This is a genomic window from Trichocoleus sp. ST-U2, from assembly GCF_039961875.1.
GTDB lineage: Bacteria > Cyanobacteriota > Cyanobacteriia > Cyanobacteriales > FACHB-T130 > FACHB-T130.
Genome location: NZ_JAMPJY010000045.1, coordinates 20,453 through 45,921 on the forward strand (window position 1 = coordinate 20,453; position 25,469 = coordinate 45,921).

21 protein-coding genes and 2 pseudogenes are annotated in these 25,469 nt (G+C 46.4%); 12 read left to right on the forward strand and 11 right to left on the reverse strand.

The window, feature by feature from the left end; all coding sequences use genetic code 11:
• Positions 1-157 precede the first annotated feature (157 nt).
• Together NC996_RS22740 and NC996_RS22745 are read right to left on the reverse strand one after the other, a co-directional pair.
• A complete protein-coding gene (locus tag NC996_RS22740) occupies positions 158-1,465 on the reverse strand; it encodes a low temperature requirement protein A (protein WP_242037632.1) in 1,308 nt (435 codons plus the stop codon).
• A gap of 146 nt (positions 1,466-1,611) precedes the next feature.
• Positions 1,612-3,051 carry an RtcB family protein gene (locus NC996_RS22745; protein ID WP_190687284.1) on the reverse strand — a complete coding sequence of 480 codons (1,440 nt, stop codon included), beginning with the start codon at positions 3,049-3,051 and terminating at the stop codon, positions 1,612-1,614.
• A gap of 335 nt (positions 3,052-3,386) precedes the next feature.
• On the opposite strand from NC996_RS22745, the gene NC996_RS22750 reads away from it, so the two are divergent.
• The 8 genes and pseudogenes from NC996_RS22750 (at position 3,387) to NC996_RS22785 (ending at position 11,584) form a co-directional block, all read left to right on the forward strand.
• Positions 3,387-3,743, forward strand: a complete 357-nt coding sequence (locus NC996_RS22750) for a hypothetical protein (protein ID WP_190687287.1) — start codon at positions 3,387-3,389, stop codon at positions 3,741-3,743.
• Positions 3,744-3,817: 74 nt separating this feature from the next.
• Complete coding sequence (locus tag NC996_RS22755; protein ID WP_190687290.1) at positions 3,818-4,894, forward strand: spore photoproduct lyase family protein; 1,077 nt, start codon at positions 3,818-3,820, stop codon at positions 4,892-4,894.
• A 316-nt stretch (positions 4,895-5,210) separates the two neighbouring features.
• Positions 5,211-7,280, forward strand: coding sequence for an elongation factor G (fusA, locus tag NC996_RS22760; RefSeq protein ID WP_190687293.1), 2,070 nt, complete (start codon positions 5,211-5,213; stop codon positions 7,278-7,280).
• A gap of 132 nt (positions 7,281-7,412) precedes the next feature.
• Positions 7,413-7,979 (forward strand): annotated as a pseudogene (locus tag NC996_RS22765) (Uma2 family endonuclease).
• 395 nt (positions 7,980-8,374) lie between these two features.
• Entirely contained in the window at positions 8,375-9,493 is a 1,119-nt protein-coding gene (locus NC996_RS22770) for a response regulator (RefSeq protein ID WP_190687296.1), read from the forward strand.
• An 84-nt stretch (positions 9,494-9,577) separates the two neighbouring features.
• A complete protein-coding gene (locus NC996_RS22775; RefSeq protein WP_242030475.1) occupies positions 9,578-10,015 on the forward strand; it encodes a DUF4864 domain-containing protein in 438 nt (145 codons plus the stop codon).
• Between the two features lie 93 nt (positions 10,016-10,108).
• Positions 10,109-10,717 (forward strand): cytochrome b/b6 domain-containing protein, encoded by a 609-nt coding sequence (locus NC996_RS22780; RefSeq protein ID WP_190431614.1) that lies wholly within the window; start codon positions 10,109-10,111, stop codon positions 10,715-10,717.
• Between the two features lie 159 nt (positions 10,718-10,876).
• Positions 10,877-11,584 (forward strand): molybdopterin-dependent oxidoreductase, encoded by a 708-nt coding sequence (locus NC996_RS22785; protein WP_190687299.1) that lies wholly within the window; start codon positions 10,877-10,879, stop codon positions 11,582-11,584.
• Between the two features lie 383 nt (positions 11,585-11,967).
• Here NC996_RS22785 and NC996_RS22790 read toward each other — a convergent pair whose 3' ends face one another.
• Complete coding sequence (locus NC996_RS22790) at positions 11,968-12,237, reverse strand: GlsB/YeaQ/YmgE family stress response membrane protein (protein ID WP_190410490.1); 270 nt, start codon at positions 12,235-12,237, stop codon at positions 11,968-11,970.
• A 394-nt stretch (positions 12,238-12,631) separates the two neighbouring features.
• On the opposite strand from NC996_RS22790, the gene NC996_RS22795 reads away from it, so the two are divergent.
• The gene (locus NC996_RS22795) at positions 12,632-13,453 is read left to right on the forward strand and encodes a M48 family metallopeptidase (RefSeq protein ID WP_190410896.1); all 822 of its coding nucleotides are present in this window, start codon (positions 12,632-12,634) and stop codon (positions 13,451-13,453) included.
• Positions 13,454-13,488: 35 nt separating this feature from the next.
• Here NC996_RS22795 and NC996_RS22800 read toward each other — a convergent pair whose 3' ends face one another.
• The 4 genes from NC996_RS22800 to NC996_RS22815 all read right to left on the reverse strand — a co-directional run bounded on the left by NC996_RS22800 (position 13,489) and on the right by NC996_RS22815 (position 18,550).
• A complete protein-coding gene (locus NC996_RS22800; RefSeq protein WP_190687302.1) occupies positions 13,489-15,456 on the reverse strand; it encodes a WG repeat-containing protein in 1,968 nt (655 codons plus the stop codon).
• Positions 15,456-16,235 (reverse strand): S-layer homology domain-containing protein, encoded by a 780-nt coding sequence (locus NC996_RS22805; protein ID WP_190687305.1) that lies wholly within the window; start codon positions 16,233-16,235, stop codon positions 15,456-15,458. The genes NC996_RS22800 and NC996_RS22805 overlap by 1 nt, the downstream gene beginning before the upstream one ends.
• A gap of 154 nt (positions 16,236-16,389) precedes the next feature.
• The gene (gene purT / locus NC996_RS22810) at positions 16,390-17,577 is read right to left on the reverse strand and encodes a formate-dependent phosphoribosylglycinamide formyltransferase (protein WP_190687308.1); all 1,188 of its coding nucleotides are present in this window, start codon (positions 17,575-17,577) and stop codon (positions 16,390-16,392) included.
• Between the two features lie 298 nt (positions 17,578-17,875).
• Entirely contained in the window at positions 17,876-18,550 is a 675-nt protein-coding gene (locus NC996_RS22815) for an HAD-IA family hydrolase (protein ID WP_190687310.1), read from the reverse strand.
• A 228-nt stretch (positions 18,551-18,778) separates the two neighbouring features.
• Between NC996_RS22815 and NC996_RS22820 the strand changes: the two genes are divergently transcribed.
• Positions 18,779-19,834: a saccharopine dehydrogenase NADP-binding domain-containing protein gene (locus NC996_RS22820; RefSeq protein WP_190687314.1), complete on the forward strand. Its 1,056-nt coding sequence runs from the start codon at positions 18,779-18,781 to the stop codon at positions 19,832-19,834.
• Positions 19,835-19,868: 34 nt separating this feature from the next.
• Here the strand turns inward: NC996_RS22820 and NC996_RS22825 are convergent, their stop codons facing one another.
• Together NC996_RS22825 and NC996_RS22830 are read right to left on the reverse strand one after the other, a co-directional pair.
• Positions 19,869-20,390 (reverse strand): DUF937 domain-containing protein, encoded by a 522-nt coding sequence (locus tag NC996_RS22825; RefSeq protein WP_190410496.1) that lies wholly within the window; start codon positions 20,388-20,390, stop codon positions 19,869-19,871.
• A 66-nt stretch (positions 20,391-20,456) separates the two neighbouring features.
• Positions 20,457-22,256, reverse strand: a complete 1,800-nt coding sequence (locus NC996_RS22830) for an ATP-binding protein (protein ID WP_190687317.1) — start codon at positions 22,254-22,256, stop codon at positions 20,457-20,459.
• Positions 22,257-22,476: 220 nt separating this feature from the next.
• On the opposite strand from NC996_RS22830, the gene NC996_RS22835 reads away from it, so the two are divergent.
• Positions 22,477-24,030, forward strand: coding sequence for a GTP-binding protein (locus tag NC996_RS22835; RefSeq protein WP_190535035.1), 1,554 nt, complete (start codon positions 22,477-22,479; stop codon positions 24,028-24,030).
• A 201-nt stretch (positions 24,031-24,231) separates the two neighbouring features.
• Positions 24,232-24,360: a hypothetical protein gene (locus tag NC996_RS22840; RefSeq protein ID WP_277877468.1), complete on the forward strand. Its 129-nt coding sequence runs from the start codon at positions 24,232-24,234 to the stop codon at positions 24,358-24,360.
• A 422-nt stretch (positions 24,361-24,782) separates the two neighbouring features.
• On the opposite strand, the gene NC996_RS22845 is transcribed toward NC996_RS22840, so the two are convergent.
• Together NC996_RS22845 and NC996_RS22850 are read right to left on the reverse strand one after the other, a co-directional pair.
• Positions 24,783-25,340, reverse strand: coding sequence for a 2OG-Fe(II) oxygenase (locus NC996_RS22845; protein WP_190431592.1), 558 nt, complete (start codon positions 25,338-25,340; stop codon positions 24,783-24,785).
• Between the two features lie 29 nt (positions 25,341-25,369).
• Positions 25,370-25,469 (reverse strand): annotated as a pseudogene (locus NC996_RS22850) (IS982 family transposase); the annotation flags it as partial.

Genomic DNA, 25,469 nt, shown 5'->3' on the forward strand with positions numbered 1-25,469 from the left:
CTCTTCTGCGGTTCCTGCTTCATCCCTTTAGAGGGAGGAAGCTAGAAACTATCGAGTGCGTTAGAGGTTGGAATTCTCGCGATCGCACGCAATTTTGAGGAAAGTGGGCGATCGCTTTCCCAAGTTTGAGGCTGGCTGAATACCTTTATCGTATCGATCAGCACTTTGCCTCAGGCTGAACGTGAGGGGTTATCAGGAAACCCAGCACCACTTGCACAGCACAAGCTAAAGCTACCAAACTAACGACTGTAATCGGTGACAAAGCCGCACCCGCGATCGCAATCACTAGAATAAAAGCCGCAGAACCCAAACGATAGGCGGCTAAAATCTTACGATGTCGCTTTGTCCCTAAAGTACAGGTAATCAGGTGAATCACCGCCAAGGCTATCAAACACATCGTCACAGCGCCGCAGATCAGCCATCGTTCGTTACTGGGTAACGCTCCTGCCGTTTTGCTGGACACGACAATATGTTCCACACCTACACCAGCAGCAGCAATGCCAATGGCGAGGGGTAAATGGGAATAGAGCCAGATTAAACCAAAGTTCAGGTTGCCAGTTCCCATCCTCCGCAGGGGTGAGCCATCCACGCTGTCAAAGTAGATCCACCACAGGCTAAAAGCAACTATCATCCCTAGCACAGCCACAGTGGCAGATGCAATACCCCATTGCAGCTGAGAAACGCCTTTGACTACGCCAATCACCGCCTCACCCAACACGATAATCGTAAATAAGCCTAAACGTTCTGGGATGTGTGAAAAGCTCGGCGGCACCTTGGCAGCCAACTGTCTGGCGGTGAGAGGTGTGCCAAAGTCAATCAGAAATCCCAATCCCCAAAGCCAAAACCGCCAAGGAATTGGGACAAAAATTGAGATTAGCCAGATGGCGGCGGCGATGCTAAAGCCTATCACGTACCAAGTTGTCAACTTCCGCGCTGCCACGACAAAGTATCCAGCACTTAGATACTGGAAAATTAAAATACATCGAACAGTTACGTAGGAAAGGGCAAAGCCGTCGGAAGTTTTTCCTAAGCCGTAATGCACGTTTACTGCCAGCACTGCGATCGCAATCATTTGCAGTAATGTCAGTAGTCGGTGTCCTAAGTCGTCAGTATCGAACCGACTTGCGTAAAAAGTCGCCCCAACCCAAGACCACCAAATCGGCACAAATAACAACATGTAGCCGAAAAAACCCGGTAGCGAAACGTGTTCGTTAAGAGTATGCGCGACTTCCGCGATCGCTGCCACAAATACCAAGTCATAAAAGAGTTCTAACCAAGTCGCGCGGCGTTCTTTTTCGTTCTCTTCAGGCGTCCGCAGGCGGGGAGGTTGCCACAAAGTTTTAATCATCTTGCACTCTCTAATTTCCGAGAGGATTATGCAGATAATATCCCATAGAAAATCGAATCTTTCTGTAGCGATCGCCCGCAATGCCAACTTCCTTATGTTCTGCGGTTCCTTCTTCATCCTTCTAAACAGAGGAAAATAGAAACTATCTGGTGTGTTAGATGTTGGAATCTTAGCGATCGCAAGCAGTGGGTAAAATGAGCGATCGCCTTACTGTATAGCAGTTATCCAACACCGCGATCGCTCCAATGCCACAGTATTCTTTCCTACGCTTTAAAAGTCAATACAGGTTTCATCTTTGCCACTACGCTAACCATTTTTTCCTCAACTTGGGCATCAATTACAGGCACAATTGGCTTATACGCTGCGGGTGCTTCTTCGATTCTGCGTTCTTCGCGCAAAGTGATGCAGTCTACTCCCGTTAAGCCCAAAGTTGCTTCAGTTTGGTCTGCACCTTGGCGGGTGAGATCGAAACGCGACCTCATTCTTCCTGCACCATGAGAAGCAGAACTTAAAAATTTCGGGTTCCCTTTGCCAATCAGCAAGTAAGATGCAGCACCCATCGAACCGGGAATAATCACAGGTTGTCCGGGATGGGCGGGACAAGCACCTTTGCGAGTCACCCATCCAGCACCTTCTTTGAGGGTAATATTATGTGGCAAGTCGTAGACGAGGGGAGCCTCGACATTACCGTAAACTTCCCGCAGGCGCAGGCGCAACAGTTCCGCCAACAGCAACCGATTAATAAAGGCGTAATTAGCAGCAGTCGCCTCAGCTTGTAAGTAACTGGTTACAAGTTCGGGATTTGCTGCAACTGAGAGGGGAAAAAGACCAGATTCAGGGTATCTTACACCTTTAGCCCATGCAGATTTAGCGCGATCGCGCCACATTCCCCCAATATACTTCCCCACGTTGCGCGAACCTGAGTGAATCATAAACGCCAGTTGTCCTTCTCGGACACCCCAGGCGTAAGCTGTCGCTTTGTCTTCTACCCGTTCCACCACCTGAATTTCAACAAAATGGTTCCCGCCGCCGATGGTAGCTAGTCCACCATCCCGCACTAACCCGTCTTCTGGAATCAGTTCTAGGGGTGCAAACTTGACATTGCCGTTCATGGAACCGCCTAAGTAGACGCGATCGCATTCCGCCGCCAATTGGTCTAAGTCAGACTTGACAATACTACCCGTAGGGGAGTCCAGCATTGCATCCAACCAGCCGGGAATCCCATACTGGAACAAGGCGCGAGCAGTTTTGGCTGTCATGGTGACATCGCGAGTTCCGAAGAAATAATCGCCTTTCATCAATTCCACGAAGCGATCGCGCTTTGCCAAAAATTCCTCAAGCGATAAGTCTACAACGTGCGATCTCATCCCGCAGTTGATATCCGAACCGACAGCAGCAGGGATCAGCATCCCTTTAGTTTCCAAAATTGAGCCAATCGCAACCCCAGCATCACCAGGATGAAAGTCAGGCGTAGCACAGCACTTGCAAACATGACCCCCGCTAGGATGCCGCACATTGGCTAGATTTGCTAGTTGCTTAAGCGCCTTAGCTTCTACGGGGAAATCTTCGGGAAGCAGGACTTCTGCTGCTGGTGCGTCGAGAGAATTATTTAGCCGAACCGAGTAAGTTCTATTTTTGTAGCTTACGTCAAGCCCCTCACGGGTCAAAGCCCGGAGGAGTCTATTCAGATTTTTTGGCTGCATGAATAAGTTCCTTTACGGGTCACAGTGTGACCCCAATTTTGTGAAGAGTTTAGGAGACTTCGGTTCAGCAGCCGCAGTCTGGATTGCAAAGAAGTTGAAGGCAACATCCTTACCGTAATCCCAAACTTCCATAAAAATCGTAATTTGTCAAGATGCAGATAACTCTTTTTCGCGAACAGACATTTTTTCGTCAATAATAACCGTGTTAAAAAGTCGCGCGATCGCCACCGGATACTACTACTCTTAAGGGAGTAAAACCCGCTCCAGTTCTAGGTCTCAGGTCTTTTGGTAGGCGTTTAAAATAGAAGTAAGGGACAAAATAAACATTCTTCTAAATGAAACTACAATCATCGGTTTTAGTCCATCTAGGATTCGGAAAATACGTGCGCTCCGACCAGGTGACAGCAATTATCCCCATTGAGGAAGAGCGGGGACCGGGGCGGCGAACCTTCGTTCATCTACAGGGAGAAGCTGACCCCATCGTTGCCTCGCGGGCTGAAGATACCATCGTTCGTGACCTGGTCCAAGAACCGCGTGAAGTCACCCAAGCGCGTCAACAGCAAGAAATTCTCCAAGATTTGTTGGTAGATTTGGGCAACGTTAACTCAACTGTGCGTCGGATTAGCCGTGATGAAGGCGGTCTGGATCTGGAACTGTTGGAACGACGCATCCGCCAAGTTTTAGAGAATTAAGGTCATCGGGAAGGGGCGATCGCGATCGCCCCTGACTTCAGCTCCAAATTGATCAATACGCAGAATCTGACAGTATGCACGCGATCGCAAACAACATTTCATCTCCAGAAGCGCCATCCACTCGTTTGTGGATGCCGGAGCGAGTTTTATTCACACCCGCTGCTTTAGAAGAGCCTTACGGTCAGCAGATACTTTCTCGCGTCCAGTCGCTCAATTTACCCATCGAAGAGTTGGCGCGAAACCGCCTGACTGGTTTACGTGGCGAGAGCGAGCGCGATACCTACAACATCGCCAAGCGTACCCTCGCCGTCGTTACTGCACCGCCTAGTTCCTTCAAACTCAGCCCCATCCCTCCATCGGCTGACTGGCAATTTCACATCGCGGAAGGCTGTCCAGCACACTGTCAATACTGTTATTTAGCTGGTAGTTTATCAGGGCCACCCGTGATTCGCGTCTTTGCGAACTTGCCGCAAATATTGGAGAATCTAGCAGCTTACGAAGGAAGCGACGCCACAAGTTTTGAGGTTAGCTGCTACACCGATCCCTTGGGCATTGAACATTTAACTGGCAGCCTTGCAGAATGTATCCGCTACTTTGGCACGCGGACGAACGGACATCTGCGTTGGGTTTCCAAGTTCGATGCGGTGGATGAATTACTCGACTTGCCGCACAATGGTCACACCCGTTGTCGAATCAGTGTGAATGCCGATCCGGTGTCTCGGCGGTTTGAAGGCGGTACAGCCTCAGTCGCTTCCCGGCTGCAAGCTTTGCGGCGGTTGGCTTTACCTCAATCTTCTGGTGGTGGCGGGTATCCAGTGGGTTTAGTGATTGCGCCGATTATGCCGATAGAGGATTGGGAGACACACTACACTCGTTTGCTTGACTCGATTAGCGAAGCACTCGATTTTGATTGTGACCTGACTTTCGAGTTGATTTCCCACCGCTTCACCCCTGGCTCAAAAGAGGTTTTGCAAACTTGGTATCCCCAATCAAAGCTGGACATGGATGAAGAAACACGCACTGTTAAGCGTAACAAGTTTGGCGGCACCAAGTATGTTTATGACACTGACACGATGAAGACCCTACGGCGCTTTTGTGAAGGTGAGATTACTAAGCGCTTTCCCCAAGGTCGCATTCTCTACTGGACTTAAGATTTGGCGCTAAATCTAATCTTATGAGCTGACCAAAATTACAGGTCAGCTTTTTTATACTTTGAGCGAGTTTGCAAAGGGGGAGAATGCGATCGCTCTGGAGAGCTTATCCAGATAATTCCTGTTTTTCGGCATCTACACCCTTTGCTTAGCCAATACTACGCGATCGCGCTGACTCACTTATATTTGGAACAAAAGAAGCGATCGCTCTACCTTTCCATACCTTGACATTTCTGTAGTATATATGTAGCATAAATATTGCCGCACAAGTGGCAAACGTCTTTTCATGGCTCTGGTAAGGCAGAGTATTTGTCCTATGATTCCCCGAACGCGCATCCGTAATATTGGAATTTCTGCTCACATCGACTCTGGTAAAACAACCCTCAGCGAGCGGATTCTGTACTACACGGGCAAAATTTACAAGATTGGCGAAGTTCGGGGAGGTAGCGATCGCGCGACATTGGACTACATGGAGTTAGAGCAACAAAAAGGCATTACCATCACTTCAGCAGCGACAACTTGCATATGGAATGATACGCAGATTAACCTGATCGATACTCCTGGACACGTGGACTTCACGATTGAAGTTGAACGTGCATTGCGGGTTCTTGATGGTGCGATTATGGTGCTGTGCGCGGTTGCTGGTGTGCAATCGCAATCTATCACAGTAGATAGGCAGATGAAGCGCTATCGCGTACCGCGTATTGCCTTCATTAATAAGATGGATCGGACAGGTGCAAATCCTTTCCGAGTCGTGCGATCGCTACGAGAAAAACTGGGTTTGAACCCGGTACTGCTTCAGTATCCTATTGGCAGCGAGGATAAGTTTGAAGGCGTCATTGATTTGATTGAAATGACGGCAAACTATTTTGCCGGAGAAAAAGGCGAAATTCGCGTCATTGAGTCAATTCCCGAACACTTACGCGAGGAGGTAAAAGAAGCACGAGAAAAGATGCTCGCTCAACTCTCTATGTTCTCCGAATCGATGATGGAGATGCTACTAGAGGGCGAAGAAATTCCCAAAGAAATGATTTGGGAAACCCTTCGTCGGGCAACTTTAAGCTTGCAATTAACGCCAGTTTTGATGGGTTCCGCCTTCAAAAATAAGGGGGTTCAGAACTTATTAGATGCTGTTGCTCTTTACTTGCCGTCACCAGTGGATAGGGAAGTGGTGAAAGCGATCGCAATCGCGACCAATGAGCCGATTCATGTCTATCCAGATACGGAAGCCGCACTGGTTGCCTTGGCTTTCAAAATCGCCAAAGATGAGTACGGACAACTGACTTATACCCGCATCTATTCTGGGACGCTGCGCGAGGGACAGCGCATCTACAACACTCGCACCAGCCAACGAGTGCTAGTGAGCCAAATTGTGCGGATGCACGCGAACAAACGCGAGGAGGTCGAAACTGCTGCCGCAGGGGATATTGTAGCTCTGCTGGGTGTAGACTGCGCTTCTGGCGATACGTTCTGCTCGGAAGGAACGAACCTCTCTTTGGAGGGAATATTTGTGCCAGAACCCGTAATGACGCTAGCGATCGCACCCAAGAAACGGGAAGATGCCGCTCAAATGTCGAAAGCGCTCAATCGCTTTACACGGGAAGATCCTACCTTCCGCGTCAGCATCGATCCGGAGTCCAAGGAAACCCTGATTTCGGGGATGGGCGAACTGCATCTAGAAATCTACATCGAACGCATGAAGCGGGAATACAACGCCGAAGTTAACGTCGGTGCGCCCGCCGTAGCTTACCGCGAAACCGTTACCCAGTCGGCAACCTTCGACTACAGGCTCAAGAAGCAAGGCGGTGGCCCCGGTCAATATGCTCATGTTATCGGTCGGATTGAACCTTGCGAACAACCGTTTGCGTTCGAGAATCGGGTGGTTGGTGGTGCAATTCCCAAAGAATTCATTCCCGCTTGCGAGAAAGGTTTCCGCGAAGCGATCGCTAGCGGACATCTCATCGGTTATCCGATTGTTGGTGTCAAAGCGATAGTAGAAGCGGGTTCTTACCACGCAATTGACTCTTCGGAAATGGCGTTCCGAACTGCGGCGAGTCTTGCACTCAAGCAAGCTTTTGCCAAAGCAGCGCCAGTCATCCTCGAACCGATTATGCTCGTGGAAGTGGAGACACCTAACGAGTTTGTCGGGCGAGTGCAGGGCGATCTCTCGTCTCGTCGCGGCTTACTACTGGGTTCAGAGACGATGGAAAATTACGCTGTCATCCGTGCCGAAGTGCCGTTCGTGGAAATGTTCGGTTATTCTGCACAATTGCGATCGCTTTCTTCCGGTCAAGCTAACTTCTCAATGGAGTTTGCCTCCAACAAGCCGGTACCCGCTAACCTGCAACAGCAGCTGATGGAAAACGCTGCCCATCTGCGCGGCTAAAGCCTACATCTGAAAATAGCACTAAGGAGTGTTCGCGTAGCGGCACTCTCTTCGCAGACTGAGGACTAAATTTTAGTTCTCAGTCTTTTCTTTGCACTCATAAAATGGAGTAACACACTCAAGGAGTGCCTGATGAGCCAAACCACTACCGATCGAGTCCGTTGGACAGTTGCCGATCTGGAGTTGTTGCCAGATAACGGGAATCGCTATGAGATTGTGGATGGAGAATTATTTGTGACACGCGCACCACACTGGGGTCATCAAAGAGTATGTAGCAACATTTGTACAGAGTTGAATTTTTGGTCGCGATAGACTGGTTTAGGAGAATCTGCAAGTGGTGCTGGCATCATTTTTACGGATGCTGATAACGTGATTCCTGACGTAGTTTGGGCAAGCAAGGAACGATTAGCTGCTGTGTTAGATGATGCAGGGCATTTAACCGCAGCACCAGAGTTGGTGGTTGAGGTGCTATCTCCAGGCGAGGAGAATGAACGCAGAGATAGACAGGTGAAACTAAAACTCTACGCATCGCAGGGAGCCAGAGAATACTGGATAGTTGATTGGCGTTTGCAGCAAATTCAGATTTATCGACGAGAGGGGGCAACATTGGTGCTAGTAGCGACATTGTTTGCCAGCGATGAACTCACCTCACCCTTGCTTCCCGGTTTTACTTGTCCTGTAGCGCGGTTGTTTAGTTAAAAGTTAGCGGAAATTAGCGATCGCAATTTGCTTTGAATTCCAAACCTAAGCTGAATCTAGTGGCACCATTAATAAAGAATATCATTGTGCAGAAACAGTTATCGGCAGCGAGCGTCGTACCTAAAAATTTTTCTAAAAACCACCGCAATTGCCAATTTCAAAAGATGCTTCACTGCTACGGTTACTGCTACCAGGAGAAGGCACATCGTGAGGATTGCTCTTTGCCTTTTTGCTTTTATTTTTAATATCAGGCAAACTTAGTTTAAGTAACTTCATAGAAATGCTTATTTTTTAAAACACTATTGACAAATTAATTGATATATGTAGAAAATGCCTGCGGGCGTCTGTCGCCAGTGCTTGACGGGAAGCGAATCAGGATTAGGGGAAATCTCAAAGTGAACATTCTGCTAGTGGAAGATGATGAGCGTTTGGCACAAGCTCTCACCAAAACCCTCAGCGATCGCAATTATATAATTGACCGGGCAGCCGATGGGCAAGCAGGCTGGCAATTCGCACGGGCTGGTACTTATGACTTAATTTTGCTAGATGTGATGCTCCCCACACTGGATGGCATCAGTCTTTGTCAGCGGCTACGTTCTTTAGGGCGGTTGATGCCGATTCTTTTATACGCTGCCCATGAAATTGATGGCGATAAAGTCATTGCGCTGGATGCTGGTGCGGATGATTATGTCCTCAAACCCTTTGACTTAGAAGAAGTAGCGGCTCGTGTCCGCACTCTCCTGTGTCATTGCTGTTTATTAAAGCCGCCAATTCTGAAGAATGGCAGCCTAGGTCTTGACCCGCCTACCTTAGAGGGACGCTATGAAGGGAAAAACTTGCATCTTACCCCCAAACAGTATGCGCTACTAGAACTGTTTGTGCGCTGTCCGAATCAAGTCTTTAGCCGCAGCGAGCTTCTGGAACACCTGTGGTCGTTTGAGCAACCACCCGCTGAAGAAACCGTCCGATCTCACATTAAAGGGTTGCGGCAAAAACTGAGAGCCGCGGGCGCTCCCACCGATCTGATTGAGACGGTTTATGGGCTAGGATATCGCCTCAAGCCAGCTCAATCTCATCCTCCAACACAAGCGGTATCCTCCGCCCTACACCAGCCGCCAACTCCCGCTCAAACGCAGGCGGCAGTGATGAAAGTTTGGGAGCGCTTGCAAGGAGAGATTATCTCTCGGATAGATGTTGTTGAGGAGGCAACGACTGCCTTATTGAGAGACGAACTGGGGTTGGAACAGCGCCACCGAGCAGTTTGGGCAGCTCACAAGCTAGCGGGTTCTTTAGGGATGTTTGGCTTTCCGTGGGGTTCTCAACTAGCTCGTCAGATTGAACATAGCTTTCAACCAGAGACGCCATTGGATCGGGACATAGCGCAACACTTGTGCGAATTAGTTGCGGATCTCCGATGCGAACTGCGGCAGCCTCCAGCAATCGGGCGCAAAATTCGCTCGGTGTCGGTGGATGTAGAAATGCAAGATAGATTGTCTCAGATTAAATCTGGTTGATTGAGCCTAACGGAGTTCTTGGCTCATTCCAATCCGGCTTGCTAACCCAGATTAAAATCTCCGATAAGTCAAAATAATTTTCAGATGCGTTGCGTCCGTTGTTTCCTAAAATTCTTGCTGGCTTTTTTACCGCTCACCTTACCCGTCAAAGCTCAACAAATGGAAGTAACTGATAGCGATCGCCTGATTATCCGTTCTGTGATTTCTAACCAACTGGAAGCATTTCAGAAAGACGATGCTGAAGGAGCTTTCTCCTTTGCTAGCTCTGAAATTCAAGCTCAATTCGGGACGCCAGACAACTTTTTAAGGATGGTGAAGGCTGCTTATCAACCAGTTCATCGTCCTCGTTCCGTGATGTTTGAGAACATGACCACAATTGAAGGATTCCCAGCTCAGCAAGTGCTTCTACTCGATCGAGAGGGAAATTTGATCAGGGCACTTTATCTGATGAAAAAGCAATCTCAGGGTAAATGGAAAATTACTGGGTGTTATTTAGTGCCAGTAAAAGGGGAAACGGTTTGAATAGAAAATTGGTAAGAAGAGTTTTGAGTTTTGATGTGAGAAGATAGTGTTTAAGATGAAATCAAAAAAAGATAAATTTATACTTATAAATCTATGAGTTCGTCTATTTCCTCCCAAACACCTCGCCCCCCACTGCTACCGACACAAGCTTTGGCGGCAAAATCATTTCACTGGATCAACATTATTAGCTTGCTTTTAATGATTACCAGCGGACTACAGATTTACAACGCCAATCCGGTTTTTGGTGGACGCGGTGGTTGGCATTTTCCACCCTTGTTTTTGCTAGGCGGCTGGCTTGCTGGAGGTAGACATTGGCATTTTGCTGCCATGTGGCTATTTGCTCTAAATTTAGTTTGGTACGGGATTTATATTTTGATAACTCGGCGCTGGAAGCATCGATTTGTAGGTGAGAAGGATGTGAAGGCACTGCAATTGAGCCACAACCCCAAGCGCATTGCTTATGCTTGGCATCGAATTGCTTACACCGCGATTATTCCGATTTTACTGCTAGCTTTGCTAAGCGGACTGGGAATGTATAAACCAGCTCAATTTCACTGGATTGTTGATTTATTTGGCGATTGGCAAGCATTGCGAATTGTTCACTTTATGAGTGTGCCAACTGTCATACTCTTTGCAATGGTTCACTCTTGGCTAGCTCTTAAAGTAGGAGGTTCTCGGTTAATTGATTCTATGTTCTGGTAACGGTATTTTATAATAAGCTGTAGGTTGGATTACAATAATCCTAAAGCTCATTATCAATCTAGTTTTCTTCTTCAAAATGAGTTTACTGAATTGCTTACAGTAACTCTTAAAGGAGGAGGTTGCTATTTAAGTTATTGAATATTTTAGTAGAGATATTTTATGAACTTGATTCAAGTTCCCCGTCGCAGATTTCTGCAATTATCAGGACTTTCTAGTATTAGCTTACTTCTGGGGGGTTGTGCGTTCAGCGTGTTTGAGGGGATTGCAGGTAAAGCTTTTGAACCCCTCAACCAAAGTGTTGAAGAGTTACTGCTAAATCCGCAAAAACCTGTACCTGAATTTCATGCTAGCCAGATTGAGCCAGATGCTTTAATTATTAATACATTTGACTTTACGCCACAAATAGACCCTGTTGTGTTTCGCCTAAATGTAAATGGCGAGGTTAATAATCCTTTGAGTCTTAGTATGGCGGAGCTTCAGCAAATGCCTTTATCCTCAATGACAATTCGCCATGTCTGCGTCGAAGGTTGGGCGGCAATTGTGCAGTGGGGGGGAATCCAACTGCGGGAAATTGTATCTCTGGCGCAACCAAAAGCGAATGTCCGCTATGCTTACTTTAAGTCGGCGGATGGTTATTACGAAAGTTGGGATATTGCTTCTGCGTTGCATCCCCAAACTCTCATGGCGTACCAAAAAAATGGTCAACCTTTGTCGGTTGAGAATGGTGCCCCTCTACGTCTAGCTTCCCCGATTAAACTCGGCTACAAGCAAAGCAAATGGGTGACAAGCATTACGCTAGTTGGCGATTTGTTACCTTATAAGGGCTATTGGGAAGATCAAGGTTATGAATGGTTCGCAGGGCTATAGTTGCAGCCTGCGTCACACTTCAATTTTTATCTTGAACTTTTATACGAATGGTAGATGCAAGGCTCTGGCAATTATTTTAAAGCTATTTTCAAAGCCATAAAATAACTATGTATAGCAAGATTGAGAATTCCCGAATCATACTTCAATCAAAAAATATCAATCTTGCTCCAAGCGATCGCGTTCTTTGATCTCATTGCATTGAAAGTGTAGGGGAGTCTCTGATACTCCCCTACTGACGAGGCGTATACTACTTACCTGTCGTCTATTACAACGCAATTTTCACTTCCTTGAAAATTAATCAGTTGCCCAAGACTTGCCCAAGAGCTGCGATCGCAGATTGAGCATTTTGACTCTGCCGAACGAAGTGGCAGATGTAGCGCTACTTAAGCGGCGCGGCGAGTGAGTAAGTTCCACAGGAAGACTGCAACGATTGCGCCTAAAACAGCGACAATGATTCCAGGAATGCTCAAGCTAGAAGCTGCTAATTGTAGAGTCCCCGTTTGCAGGAAAGTACCGATACTACCGCCTACGAAAGCTCCAATGATTCCTAGTACGATGGTTCCTAGAATACCACCGCCTTGATGACCCGGATAAATAGCTTTAGCAATTGCACCAGCAATCAGACCTAAAACGATCCAAGCAATAATGTTCATGGTTCTGATTCCTTAATAGTCTCTTCTTTACATTTACAGATTAACAGTTCAAATAGAGCAATCCTATCTGCCACACGATATAAGTGTCTTTACCTCAAAAGATAGGCAAACAGATAGGCAAACGGCATTCTTTTCACGTTCAGATTCCTAAAGCGCTAATTCGTCTATTGATTGCACCGAACTTTCTACTCAATTAATAATATTTAACATTGGGGTAAAAGAGGATAAACGCTTAGGTTCAAGCTCTAGAGTTGCCTTCATCCTACAAAAAAACTAAATAAAGCATCCTTCGGACTGATGTTAAATTACCGAGCAGTATGATAACCTCCGGACGAATAAATCGGGAGAATAAGCAGTGAGAGCGCTAATCCGGCTGGGAATTGCACTGTTACTTATGCTATTTGGGTTAGTTAGTTACTGCACTACGACAGTGGAGAACCCGGTAACTGGGGAAAAGCAGCGGGTGCAACTTTCGCCAAAGGAGGAAGTCGTCTTGGGACTGCAAGCGCGATCGCAAATGGCGGCGAAATTTGGCGGTCTGTACCCAGATCCGGCGCTACAAAACTATATTGACAAAGTAGGAAATGAGGTAGTGCAGGAGTCAAAGGCGAAGACTTCCGGCTATCCCTTTGAATTTCATCTGCTGCGCGACCCTCAAACGATTAATGCCTTCGCGTTGCCGGGAGGACAAATTTTTATTACTGCGGGTTTGCTGCGTCGTCTTTCTTCTGAAGCACAACTGGCGTCTGTGTTGGGGCACGAGGTCGGGCACGTTGTGGGACGACACGGGGCGGAACGCTTGGCAAAGCAGCAACTTGGTACAGCACTGGTAACAGCGGTTGGAGTTGCGGCGAGTGACGACCAAGGTGGCGGTCGGCAGGCACAAGTGATTGCCCAAGCAGTGAACCAGATTGTCAATCTGCGCTACGGACGGGAGGACGAACTAGAAAGCGATCGCCTTGGCGTTCAGTTTATGGCGCAAGCTGGATACAACCCTAAAGCTAGTGTTGAAGTGATGCAGATTCTGGCGAGTGCCAGGAGTGGCGGTCAATCTCCGGAGTTTTTCAGCACCCACCCCAACCCTGAGAACCGAATTCAAAAACTACAAGCTTTGATCTCTCAAACCTATCCCAACGGCGTTCCACCACAATTGGAGATTGGACGCGAGGAATTTGCTCAGTCTGTGCGATCGCGTTTGCCACCCGCAACTCAGTAACGACCGGGAAACTCACCCTTACAGCCCTCAGCCCTTCAAGACAGCACATTCCGAATGTAGCCCCACTTCCCACCGCTGAAAGACAATTCCCCATTCTCACCGGAACGCCACGATCCACCAATATTAACCAGCGCCAATCCTTGGGAAAAGGATTGCGCATTGTCAAATTCTGTAGGAATGACTAGCTTTCCTATCTTGTTAATATAGCCCCACTTGCCAGCAATTTTGACTGCTGCTAGCCCTTCTACAAAAGACCCAGCATCCTCAAATTGCGGCACTATTACGACCTTTCCAGTTTTATCAATATACTGCCATTTTCCAGCAAGTTTTACCGCTGCTAATTTTTCTGAAAAAGATTTAGCGTCCTCAAATTGTGGCAATATTACCAGCTTTCCCGTCGTGTCAATATAACCATATTTTCCACCAACACCAATGCGTGCCATTCCTTCCGAAAAGGCATCAGCGCTATCAAATTGCGGAGGAATTGTGAGGGTGTTTGGATTAAAAATAGTTTGGAAGCGAAGCAGAAAGTTGTTGATCCAACCCTGAGGAGCATCTAGCGCCTTAGTGTTCCTCCGATCGATGTAGCCCCACTTGTTCTCTATCTTGACTGCTGCCAACCCTTCTGAAAAAGACTTAGCTTCATCAAATTGCAGCGGAATGACGAGTTTCCCCGTATTATCGAGATAACCATATTTGCTACCAATTTTTATCGCTGCCATCCCTTCTCTAAAATACTCAGCGCTATCAAATTGGAATCGGCTAATCAATTTTCCGGTAGTATCAATAAAGCTCCATTTATAGCCCATTTTGACTCGCGCCAACCCGCTATGAAAAGAATCCACCCAGTCAAATTGCGGCTGGCTGACACTTTTTCCGGTCGTGTCGATATAGCTATATTTGCCGCCAATTCTCCGACTGGTAAAACCAAGCTGTTTTAATGGTGAGGGATTAAAAGGGGCAGGCTGGGAGTAGGGGCCAGAACGCAAGGCTTTCGCTAAGGCGTCATTGTCTTCTCGCAGACCTTCGTAGAAGAAGAAAACTTCGCCTTGAATGCCACGAAAGCGATTGTAAGCGATCGCTTGCAACAAGTATTCGGCGCTGATGCGATATCCACCGACTTTGAGTAAAATACCGGGTATCAGGGTTGGTAGTTGTGCGGCGGTAAATTGCTGGGCGACAAGACTATCAACCAGTTGTTTGTAACTAGAGAAATCGCGGCGATACAACTGTGGATGCATCATATCAACTAACCCGCGATCGCTCCAAGCTTTGGGATCTTGCAGATATTCTTGAAGTGCCCAACCGTGGGGGCTTGGTGCCAGTGAAATCAGTAATTCTGGCTTAATATTAATGACTTCTTGGTAGAGACGAGTTAAAAAATCGGTGAGAATATCCGCACGCCACTGAAGCCATTGCGGATCTTTTGAGTTTTGCGGAGGATTTTGGAGGAACTGCTGAAAGTAGCGATCGCTTGTTCGTCGATCGTAGCCCCCTTCGCTTGGAAGTGCAGGCAGGCGATCGTCCCCTTGAATGCCGCTAATATCGTAATTTTTGACAACTTCTAGCACTAAATTGAGTAGGAATTCCTGCACTTCAGAATCAAGGGCATTCATCCACTCGAAACTGTTCTTTTTAACTAAATTGCCGCTATTATCGCGGGCACCCCAATCAGGCTTTTTCGCTAGAATATGCCCGCCATTTTGATTGTAAGAAGCGGCGAATCCGTATTCAAACCAGGGAATCACCGCAAGTCCAACTCGACGCGCCTCAGTTACCATTTCAGCTAAGGGATCGCGACCAACAAATCGCGGATCAATTTCGGCACCAAAATTGTCCCGCATCACTTTACTGGGATATAGCGTAAAGGCACTATTCCAAATAACTGGAAAGACTACATTGAACCCAGTTTGAGCGAGGAAATCCATCGCCGCAGCAATGTTTTGCCGAGAATTCAGAACTTTGCTATCTGTTGTAGTAATCCAGACACCGCGAGTTTCCATTACTGCCTCTTTGGCGCGTATTGTCTAACCAGTGCCACTCCTTCAGAAAAAGCATCCGCTTCATCAAATTGTGGCGAGATTACGAGTTTACCTGTTTTATCGATATAACCCCACTTGTCAGCAATTTTGACTCGTGCCAATCCTTCCGAAAAAGCTTCAGCTTCATCAAATTGCGGTTGAATCACCACAAATTCCATCCCTGGAATATACTGCAAGGGCACGCCAGGAATGCTCAAAGCGCGACAAATCAAAGCTGCAATCTCGCCTCTCGTGGCATTCTGATTGGGGTTAAAGCGTCGGACATTCGGATAATTGACGACAAGATATTTTTCGGTTGCAGATGCGATCGCGCCAATTGCATAATTGGGAATCTGCACCGCATCCTCAAAATACTTTTTTAATATCTCGTTTGGATTGGTGGTAGCGCCATACTTCAACCCCGATACCAAAGCTACAAAAGCTTGCACTCGCGGAATCGCCTGACTGGGCTTAAATGTGCGATCTGGATAGCCAGACAAAAAACCCATTTGATAAACAACTTGAATTGCCTGATAAGCCCAATGATTTGAAGGTACATCCACAAAGTTAATCGCATTCCGAATCGGGACAGCATTGGGAAACGCTTTTCGCACCAGCGCCGCAAACTCCGCCCGCGTCACCTGTGCATTCGGACGGAAGGTACCATCTGGATAGCCACTAATCAAATTTCGCGCTTGCAGTTGTTTGATACACTCTTGCGCCCAATGGTTTTGAATATCAGAAAAAATGGAATCGTTCAACCTGAATAACTCCTGACTTCTAATTTATCTATTAATACAATTGTCATATTTAAAGACAAAATATTTGCTTCACCCTATATTTTTTGGCAAAAGGTAGAATCTTATCCTAGCCCCCCTTAAAAAGGGGGGTTGGGGGATTTCTAATAATCAAGCATCAATAATGATCGTCTTGATTAACAATTTTAATCTTGCTAGCGGCTTTAGTCGCTTTATTCCGCGCCTCTTGGACATTACTTGCTTTCGCCAAAGCGACTCCCATTCTGCGGTTAGGGCGAGAATTTGGCTTTCCAAATAACCGGATATCTACATTCGGTTCAGATAAAGCCTCTTGCACCTCCATAAAAGCGATTGAATTTGAATGCTTACTTGCCAGAATTACTGCACTTGCTGAATCCCCTAATAGTTCTATTTTAGGAATTGGTAAGCCTAAAACCGCTCTTAGATGCAATTCAAATTCATTCAAGTTTTGAGAAATTAATGTCACCATTCCCGTATCATGAGGTCTGGGAGAAAGTTCGGAAAAAATTACAGAATCTTTGGTAATAAAGAACTCCACCCCGAAGATTCCAGCGCCTCCCAAAGCATCAGTAACTTTTTGCGCGATCGCCTGTGCTTCCAAAAGCAAGTTTTCTGGCATTGCTGCGGGTTGCCAAGATTCTTGATAATCCCCTCTTTCTTGACGATGACCAATAGGAGGACAGAAAATAGTTGGAGCATTCCACTGCTTAATCGTTAGCAAGGTTATTTCTAATTCAAAGGGAATGAACTCTTCGACAATAATTTTTTGAGTATCTCCTCTAGAACCTTCAATTGCGTACTTCCATGCCGCTTCAACTTCATCGCTCGAATTGACAACCGATTGACCTTTTCCAGAGGATGACATCACAGGTTTCACTACATTGGGAAACCCAATTTTGTCGCAAGCATCAATAAATTCCTCCAGCGTTGTTGCATACGCATATTTAGCAGTTCTAAGTCCTAATTGCTGATGGGCAAGTTCTCTAATTCGGTCTCGATTCATCGTATAATGGGTAGCAGTAGCAGTTGGAATGACTGTAAACCCTCTCTTTTCAAATTCAATCAGTTTCTCCGTCCTAATCGCTTCAATTTCCGGAATAATTAAATTTGGCTGATGTTTTTGCACGACGGCTTCTAGGTCATCAGCACTGAGCATAGAAATTACTTCAAATTCATCAGCTACTTGCATTGCTGGAGCATTATGATAGCGATCCACTGCAATGATATGGTTGCCTAGACGTTGAGCAGCGATGACAAATTCTTTGCCGAGTTCTCCTGAACCAAGCAGCATGATTTTTTGAGGAAGCTTCAGAGAGTGTCCCATTGATTTTTTGACTTTGAGCTACCAGATTTCGCCAATTCATTGTAAAACTAAGCAGCGCTATTTAGATCGCGATCGCCTAGAATTTACACATTATCCTTTCCTAAGTGGCGGAGGGCGGCTTTATCCCAATTTTAGGGGCAAATTAGGTCTCTGGCTATCAAACCTACCTCTACAAAAATCAAACTGTACATCCACAGAAATATAAATATCGCAATCCTAATTCATTCATAAAATCGGAGAGATCTCTTCTTACTCGTCCTCAGTGCTTTATAGCGAAGAGAGTGTAGCGTTAATAAATTCAATTAGGATCGGGATCGTTTTTTGCGGGAGAATCTAGCCACGTCCACAACTGCGGAGAGGTGAAATCAGGCACTGCAAAAATTGCTCCGTAGTCGCAGAGAACTTTGGGATCGTAGGTGGAGGCAATGCCAATTGTCGCAATGCCTGCGCCTACCGATGAACGAATGCCGGAGGGAGAGTCTTCAAAAGCGATCGCTTGTTCCGCTTTAATTCCAAAATAATCCAACGCCAGCTGATAGGGAGCCGGATCGGGCTTGCCTGCGATCGCTTCTTCTGCTAAAACAACGGTGGCGAAGGCATCTGCCAAATCCAAAGCTTCTAGCATGAAGTAGACATTTTTACGCGGTGCATTTGTGACAACTGCTCGTTGCAACTTTAATTCTTCTGTCCATGCCAAAATTTTAGAAAGTCCAGCCAGGGGTTTAAGTTCTGGTGATAATTCTCGGAAATAAGCTTCTTTCGCTTCAGCGAGTTGTTCGCCTTCTGATAAGGATAACTGAGGGAGAATATCTTGGATAATAACTGGATTAAGGCGTCCGCTAATCCGTTTTTGGTAAAAATTCTCGTCAATATCAATACCGTATTGTTTTAAAATATCTTGCCAAGATTTGTAATGGATTCGGTCAGTATTTACCAGAGTCCCGTCCAAGTCAAATAAAATTGCAGCCAACATAGTTATTAGGGGCGAGACGATTAAATCAGCGACTAGCTATCCTAGCCTTGGAAGCAAAGCAGAGCAAACATTTTGTCATTTTACCTGTACCTTTCGCCGTATTGAAGAAAACACTCACAAGCGCACAATAGAAGTATGCAGTCGCTCGACTGTTATAGCCTCGATTGAGGAAACCGGATAAAAAGAGCGATCGCTTTCTATCTCTGCTGTGTCGTAACTTCTGTACTAATGTCCTCAAACTTTTTGTTATACGGTGCGAATGGCTATACCGGAACCCTGATTGCGCGATTGGCAGTACAGCAAGGGTTACGCCCAATTCTGGCAGGACGCAATTCCGAAAAGTTGCAGCCGTTAGCGACATCGCTTGGTTTAGAACACCGCGCCTTTAGCTTAGAAAATGAATCCGCCGTGGATGCGGCACTCCAGGATGTTACAGCCGTACTCCACTGTGCAGGGCCATTCTCCCGCACCTCTAAGCCAATGGTTGAAGGGTGCCTGCGGACAAAAACGCATTATCTGGATATTACCGGAGAAGTCGCAGTATTCGAGGCGATCGCTGCCAAAGATGCTGAGGCAACAAAAGCAGGCGTAATGCTGCTTCCCGGCGTCGGTTTTGATGTCGTTCCTTCTGACTGTCTCGCGGCTCATCTCAAGAGACAGCTGCCTTCAGCAACAAGTCTGGCGCTGGCTTTCACCGCCGGTCAGACATCGCGGGGAACTGCCACAACAATCGTGGAAGCTCAGAAGCAAGGAGGCTTAGTGCGGCGGGGTGGCGTTCTGACTCCGGTTCCGACTGCTTGGAAAACTCGAACCATCGACTTTGGAGAAGGCCCTGTTTTAGGCACCACACTTCCTTGGGGAGATGTGTCTACCGCTTTCTACAGCACAGGGATTCCCAATATTGAAGTTTATATGGCAACCCCTCCCTCCACTTACTGGGCGCTAGTCGCAAGTAGATATTTGGGTTGGTTATTGGGGTCACCACCCATGCAAAGCTTACAGAAACGTCTAATCCAAGCTCAACCACCAGGACCAACCGATGCACAGAGGCAACAGGGGAAAACTAGATTGTGGGGAGAGGTGTCAGATGATGGCGCAACTAAGGTATCCCGACTGCAATGTCCAGAAGGCTATACGCTCACAGCACTGACGGCGCTGGCTATTGTTACTAAGGTGCTTGCCGGACAGGTGAGTGTCGGCTTTCAGACGCCGTCTAAAGTCTATGGTGCCGATTTGATTTTGGAAATTGAGGGGGTTGAGCGGTCAGATATTAATAATGGGTAATGAGTAATGGGTATCCCATTACCCATTCCCTGCTTTATCTACCCAGATGGCGAGCTGCTAACTGCATCGCATCAGCAATATCAACATCGCCATCGCGGTCGGCATCTAAGAAAGTATTCAGAACTGGATTCGACCCGTGCGGATTTTGAGCGCTGGAGCCAGTTTTTAGAAGATTTAACACCAAGGGAACTAGAATCGGCAACATCTGTTGAATCATCGCCGGATTCAAGCCGGTTCTTTGAGCAATGACTTGCACGATTTGCGGCACTTGAGAAAAACCAAAAAGCGCATCAACGGCTTGAGGATTGGGAGAACTGCCGCCATATTGATTAACAAGGGCTTGCGCTTGTTGGGGGCCTTCGGTAGCTTGCTTCTGTTGTAGAGCAGAGCGCACGTAGTTTCCTACAAGGGACATTGTAGATTGCACTGCTGACGGGTCGGCACCATAATTATTGCTGACCTGCTGCACGGTGCCAAAAATATTATCCATCTGTCCGGGAGTCGCTTCGCGATCTGGACTGTCTAGGGCATTGATAATTTGGTCAAAAAGTCCCATAACTCTTTCTACTCCGATAACTTGAACAAAATGTCTCACTTTTGGGCTGTAGTTCGCCTCTAGCTATTAGCAGAGAATTTTGGTTGTTGATGTTGATGCGACACCGACTTGATGTTTGATCGGTAAAGCGATCGCTAACTCTGTCCCTTTACCAACTTCTGATTTGCAGCTAAAATTACCGCCATGTTTCTCTACGATAATCTGATGGCTGATTGATAGACCCAAGCCCGTACCAATGCCTCTCGGCTTCGTGGTAAAAAAGGCATCAAATATTTTCTCTTGATGTTCTGGTGAAATGCCAGAACCATTGTCAGCAATCCGCACCCCAACGGTATCCTTGTTTAGGCGTTCTGTAGAAATCACGATTTCTCCAGGCTCTTTTGCCTCTTCTAGAGCATCAATCGCATTGCTGAGTAAATTCATAAATACCTGATAAAGCAAGCCGGTGTACCCTTCGATGGCTGGGATATCGCCGTAGTTTTGAATAATATTGATATTATTTTTAATCCGATTGTTCAAAATCAGCAGAGTGCTATCAAGACAGGCGTGCAAATCTACAGAATTAGGTTGTGGTTCATCGAGGCGAGAAAAATCTTTTAAACTTAGAACAATTTGTCGAACTCGGTCAGAACCGACTTTCATCGATTGCAGAACTTTAGGCAGGTCTTGTTTAAGAAAATCGATATCAATTTCCTCTGCTTGAGTTTGAATCGTTTCAGGCGGATTGGGAATTTCAGCTTGATAAGTTTCTAGTAATGCGAGAAGTTCTTTAACGTAGTCACCAGCATAAGCCAAGTTGCCATAGATAAAGTTAACCGGATTATTGATTTCATGGGCGACTCCGGCAAGCATTCGCCCCAAGCTAGACATTTTCTCACTCTGGATCAGCCGCAACTCGCTGTCTGCTTTTTGTTCTTGCAAAAGGTGCCCCACCTGTAGGATGAGCTGATTGAGGGAGGTTGCCAACATTCCCACTTCATCTTCAGTTGTAATCGGCACTTGCAAGTCAAAATTAGATTCTTGAGTTGTCTGCTGCGCTACATCGGTTGCAGCTTTCAGGGGACGGACGATGGCGCGAGAAGTGTAGATGGCTAAAAGGATAGCGATCGCAATTGACAATAAAATACTTGCAACAATAATTTTAAATCGGATTGTTTCCGCAGCAATCAAAGCCAGTTCTGCCTGCTTAACATCCTGGTAAGATCCCTGAATAACTCCAGTTAAGTCGTCTGAGAGACCATCAAAATTTAGCGCTACAGAACCATTCGTAAAATTTAAAAGTAGTTTTTGTGCTTCCTGAATTTTATCTGGCTTTAAATGAGACAGCTCAATTTGCTGTACTAATTCATCAACCTGATGAAAATAGATTTCTGGTACGTTTTCGTAAGTTTTTAGAAAACTGGGTATTCCATCAGCGTGTACATGAGCCGCTGCCTCGCGTTGATAAACGGCGCTGTTTGTATAAGATTTGATTTGAGACAATATCCGCTTAATTTCAGCAGTATGTTCCAGAAAATGAGAGTATTCGTCCCAAAACAATTCCGAATTTTCTGCTAGCGGAATCAATTGTTGTTGGTGCGTACGTGCCTGTAGTACGCCATTTTGCAAGCGATGGAGAAGGTTGAGTTCTTGGTTGCTATATTCATGCAACTTCGTAGCTCGTTGCTGATAGTAATCTCCAATCATAAATCCGGCAGCCGTTCCCAAAACGGCAATGCCTAGGGTTAGCCCATATCCATAACTAATTTTTTGGCTAACGCTGAAACGACCAGTGACCCGGCTGAGCCAGCCTGTGATACTGACTGGGTGAGGGAACGCACTGCCTAAGCGTATCTGAGGCTTCCTGACGTTTGGCTCAGAGATCATCGATCTATCCGGTGGGGGATAATTTTAAAAGCTAGTTTGTATTATAATTTACTGTTTTTTAAAATTACTCAGAAAGACGCTTTGTTTTAATTATCTAGCCGAGAAAAAATCACGGCAACAGGCTCTACTTTATTCGTGGAAGCATCTCTTGCCTGTTGCTGATAGCAGACAATGATAGGGAGATTAAGATTAGAAGCATCTCCTTACCACAATCCCGTTCATGCCCCTGTCGCGCTTATTAACGCTGATCGTTGGCCTCAGTGTAATTCTGGGGCTGATGCTGTGGCTGATTAATTCTCTCTATCGGCTGTATATTCAGATTTCTTTTACGGCACCTTTATTGGGAAATCTGCTGCTTTTGTTGCTGATTGTCCTACTGGGGGTGCTAATCGGTGGATTTATCTACTATGTGATGATTCTTCAGGGGACTGCAAAAGGTTCGCGGCAACGCCGCAGATTGCCGAAAGTCCCGGAAGCGAAGACAGAGGCGGCTTCAGAAACCCTCAAAGCAGTGCGGCAGCAAGTAGCACAGATTCAGGATGAGGTGTCGCGGCAGGCATTACTTGAGCGATCGCGCGAAATCGAAGCAAATTTAGCGCGTGGGGAACTGTTAGTCGTCGTATTTGGCACGGGTTCCGCTGGCAAGACTTCTCTGGTGAACGCCCTGATTGGGCGCATGGTAGGACGGGTAGACGCGCCAATGGGAACGACGGAGGTAGGGGAAACTTACGTTCTCAAGTTGAAAGGATTAAATCGGCAAATTTTGATTACCGATACGCCCGGAATTTTAGAAGCAGGGGTAGCAGGAACCCAGCGAGAACAACTAGCACGGCAATTGGCAACTGAAGCAGATTTGTTGTTATTTGTCGTAGATAATGACTTGCGGCAGTCGGAGTATAACCCGTTGCGAACCTTGGCAGAGATTGGCAAGCGATCGCTGCTGATCCTCAACAAAACCGATCTTTATACAGACACCGATAAGGAAACAATTCTGGCGCGTCTGCGGGAACGAGTGCGGGGATTTATCGCTACCGCCGATGTGGTTGCGATCGCTGCGAATCCCCAGCTTGCCGAATTGGAGAGTGGCGAAACCTTCCAACCCGAACCCGATGTGATGCCGTTAATTCGCCGCATGGCAGTGGTTCTTAGAGCCGAAGGAGAAGACCTAGTCGCTGACAACATCCTACTGCAATCTCAGAGACTGGGAGACGAAGCTCGACGCCTGCTGGATGCTCAGCGCAGACGCCAAGCGGAGAAGGTGGTAGAACGTTTTCAGTGGATTGGGGCGGGTGTCATCACCGTGACACCCCTGCCAGTGGTGGATTTGCTAGCAACTGCCGCTGTAAATGCCCAAATGGTTGTAGAAATTGGCAGAATTTACGGTTGTGAACTGAATATGGATCGAGGGCGCGAATTAGCGCTTTCTTTAGGGAAAACTCTCGCGAGTTTGGGAATTGTCCAAGGAGCAATTGAGTTGCTTTCTAGAGTCCTCCAACTGAGTGTCGCCGCCTATCCTATTGGTAAGGTGATTCAAGGCGTTACCGCCGCTTATTTGACTCGAATTGCTGGGAAGAGTTTTATTGAATACTTCCGTCACGATCAAGATTGGGGCGATGGCGGAATCACAGAAGTTGTGCAGCGACAGTTTCAGCTAAATCGCCGGGATGAGTTTATCAAGACATTTGTGCAAGAAGCGATCGCGCGAGTCGTCAAACCTTTAGCAGAAGCGAAAGAACCGCAAGAGGAACGCCAATCAGATCCGCCTCAACAATAGTAGCGTTTGCGAAGCGATATTCCTTCATTGGTAACACCCAGAAATATACCAGTTCTGGGTTACAGATTAAGGGTGCGCTTGCAAATTCTCTTGATCTACAAATAAATTTTATCTGCCAACCTGAAATTTATCCGGATATAGCAATTCTTGAGTTGATTAATAAGGTTAACAAGACAGCTTGCTTAACTTGGAGAAATTTCTATGGAATTAACGATTGCCGCAATTGCCTTCACCTGGATATTTTTCGCCTTTAGCGGAAGAACCTTATCCGACAAAAAAGGATCTGACAAAAAACCCGAATATATCGCCAAAATCTACAAAAATGACTAAAGAAAGAGAAGCTCACTTTTTCACTTTCTTTCATGGCTCATAAAATGACGATTTTTCAGATGCTCAACAAATTTTAAATTGCTGTTTTAAATTCATCGTCATAGCAATTGGAGAATGGGGACACAAAACTTCCCAATCTCCTTTTTTATTTATTATCCTCTAAGCTAAACAATGCAACTCCCAGCAGCTCCCTGCTGGGTAAAGTAAAGATAGGCAATAGGCAACTTTTTTTAATTGTTATTCTGAGCGGAATCCAGTACAGGGTTAGCGAAGACGATGACATAAAAAGTTGTACACGGGATATAAATAAACGGGGAAAACAGCCGTTTGACCTTAGAATTATTTATCAGGGAAATAAAGAATAATTAAATGAAATTTTGTAGAGCGATCGCCATTTTTTAAAAGTCAACTTCCCCCGATTTTTATTGGCTCGCATACGTGTACATCACGTCTGAACGCAGTACATACTTTCGACCTTGGATTACGGGTGCGCCTTCATGTTTTATTTCGTGGATAAAGAACAGCGCCATACCGATTTGAGGAACTATAGAGACGTTGGGTGAAAAAAACAGAGTTTCGCCTCCCTCAAAGTCTTCGCTCAGATAAATCATAAAAGTTAAACGGCTATGGTCGCCGTTTGTTCGCCAATAACTACCGTCGTGATGCGGTGCGAAGCGCTGACCCGGATCGTATCGGTAGAACCGCAAGCGCTCATTAAGTCCCATTGCACACCAGTTACCGATTCTGGGGACATAAGTTTCCACACGATGCCATAAATTTGCTGCAAGTTCTTCATCATCCAAAATCACCCGATCGTTATTTCGGATTGATGGAGCCATTATGTATTCATCCTGTCCTACAGTGAGACCAGCCGGAGTATAGCCTATGTTTTCGGTTAAGGCGATATACTCGGCACACTCTGCTTTTGATAGAACGTTGGGGACGGTAAAAATCGGATTTTCTAAAGGCGCTTTTTTCATGACTAATTATTATTTAACCTGAGTTCGGGTTAAGCAGAAGGGAGGAAAAACGCATTGATATTGAGAGAGGGCTTCTTGGGCTGATGGCAATAGGCAATTAATCCACAGACCAAATTCACCAAGAAATTG

Coding starts and splice junctions, on each gene's coding strand:
- NC996_RS22780 (WP_190431614.1), top strand. CDS start 10,109: ATGAGTTCGTCTATTTCCTCCCAAACACCTCGCCCCCCACTGCTACCG.
- NC996_RS22785 (WP_190687299.1), top strand. CDS start 10,877: ATGAACTTGATTCAAGTTCCCCGTCGCAGATTTCTGCAATTATCAGGA.
- NC996_RS22740 (WP_242037632.1), bottom strand. CDS start 1,465: ATGAAGAAGGAACCGCAGAACATAAGGAAGTTGGCATTGCGGGCGATC.
- NC996_RS22815 (WP_190687310.1), bottom strand. CDS start 18,550: ATGTTGGCTGCAATTTTATTTGACTTGGACGGGACTCTGGTAAATACT.
- NC996_RS22840 (WP_277877468.1), top strand. CDS start 24,232: ATGGAATTAACGATTGCCGCAATTGCCTTCACCTGGATATTTTTCGCC.
- NC996_RS22825 (WP_190410496.1), bottom strand. CDS start 20,390: ATGGGACTTTTTGACCAAATTATCAATGCCCTAGACAGTCCAGATCGC.
- NC996_RS22755 (WP_190687290.1), top strand. CDS start 3,818: ATGCACGCGATCGCAAACAACATTTCATCTCCAGAAGCGCCATCCACT.
- fusA (WP_190687293.1), top strand. CDS start 5,211: ATGATTCCCCGAACGCGCATCCGTAATATTGGAATTTCTGCTCACATC.
- NC996_RS22835 (WP_190535035.1), top strand. CDS start 22,477: ATGCCCCTGTCGCGCTTATTAACGCTGATCGTTGGCCTCAGTGTAATT.
- NC996_RS22845 (WP_190431592.1), bottom strand. CDS start 25,340: ATGAAAAAAGCGCCTTTAGAAAATCCGATTTTTACCGTCCCCAACGTT.
- NC996_RS22795 (WP_190410896.1), top strand. CDS start 12,632: ATGCTATTTGGGTTAGTTAGTTACTGCACTACGACAGTGGAGAACCCG.
- NC996_RS22800 (WP_190687302.1), bottom strand. CDS start 15,456: ATGGAAACTCGCGGTGTCTGGATTACTACAACAGATAGCAAAGTTCTG.
- NC996_RS22820 (WP_190687314.1), top strand. CDS start 18,779: ATGTCCTCAAACTTTTTGTTATACGGTGCGAATGGCTATACCGGAACC.
- NC996_RS22830 (WP_190687317.1), bottom strand. CDS start 22,256: ATGATCTCTGAGCCAAACGTCAGGAAGCCTCAGATACGCTTAGGCAGT.
- NC996_RS22750 (WP_190687287.1), top strand. CDS start 3,387: ATGAAACTACAATCATCGGTTTTAGTCCATCTAGGATTCGGAAAATAC.
- NC996_RS22745 (WP_190687284.1), bottom strand. CDS start 3,051: ATGCAGCCAAAAAATCTGAATAGACTCCTCCGGGCTTTGACCCGTGAG.
- NC996_RS22775 (WP_242030475.1), top strand. CDS start 9,578: ATGCGTTGCGTCCGTTGTTTCCTAAAATTCTTGCTGGCTTTTTTACCG.
- purT (WP_190687308.1), bottom strand. CDS start 17,577: ATGGGACACTCTCTGAAGCTTCCTCAAAAAATCATGCTGCTTGGTTCA.
- NC996_RS22790 (WP_190410490.1), bottom strand. CDS start 12,237: ATGAACATTATTGCTTGGATCGTTTTAGGTCTGATTGCTGGTGCAATT.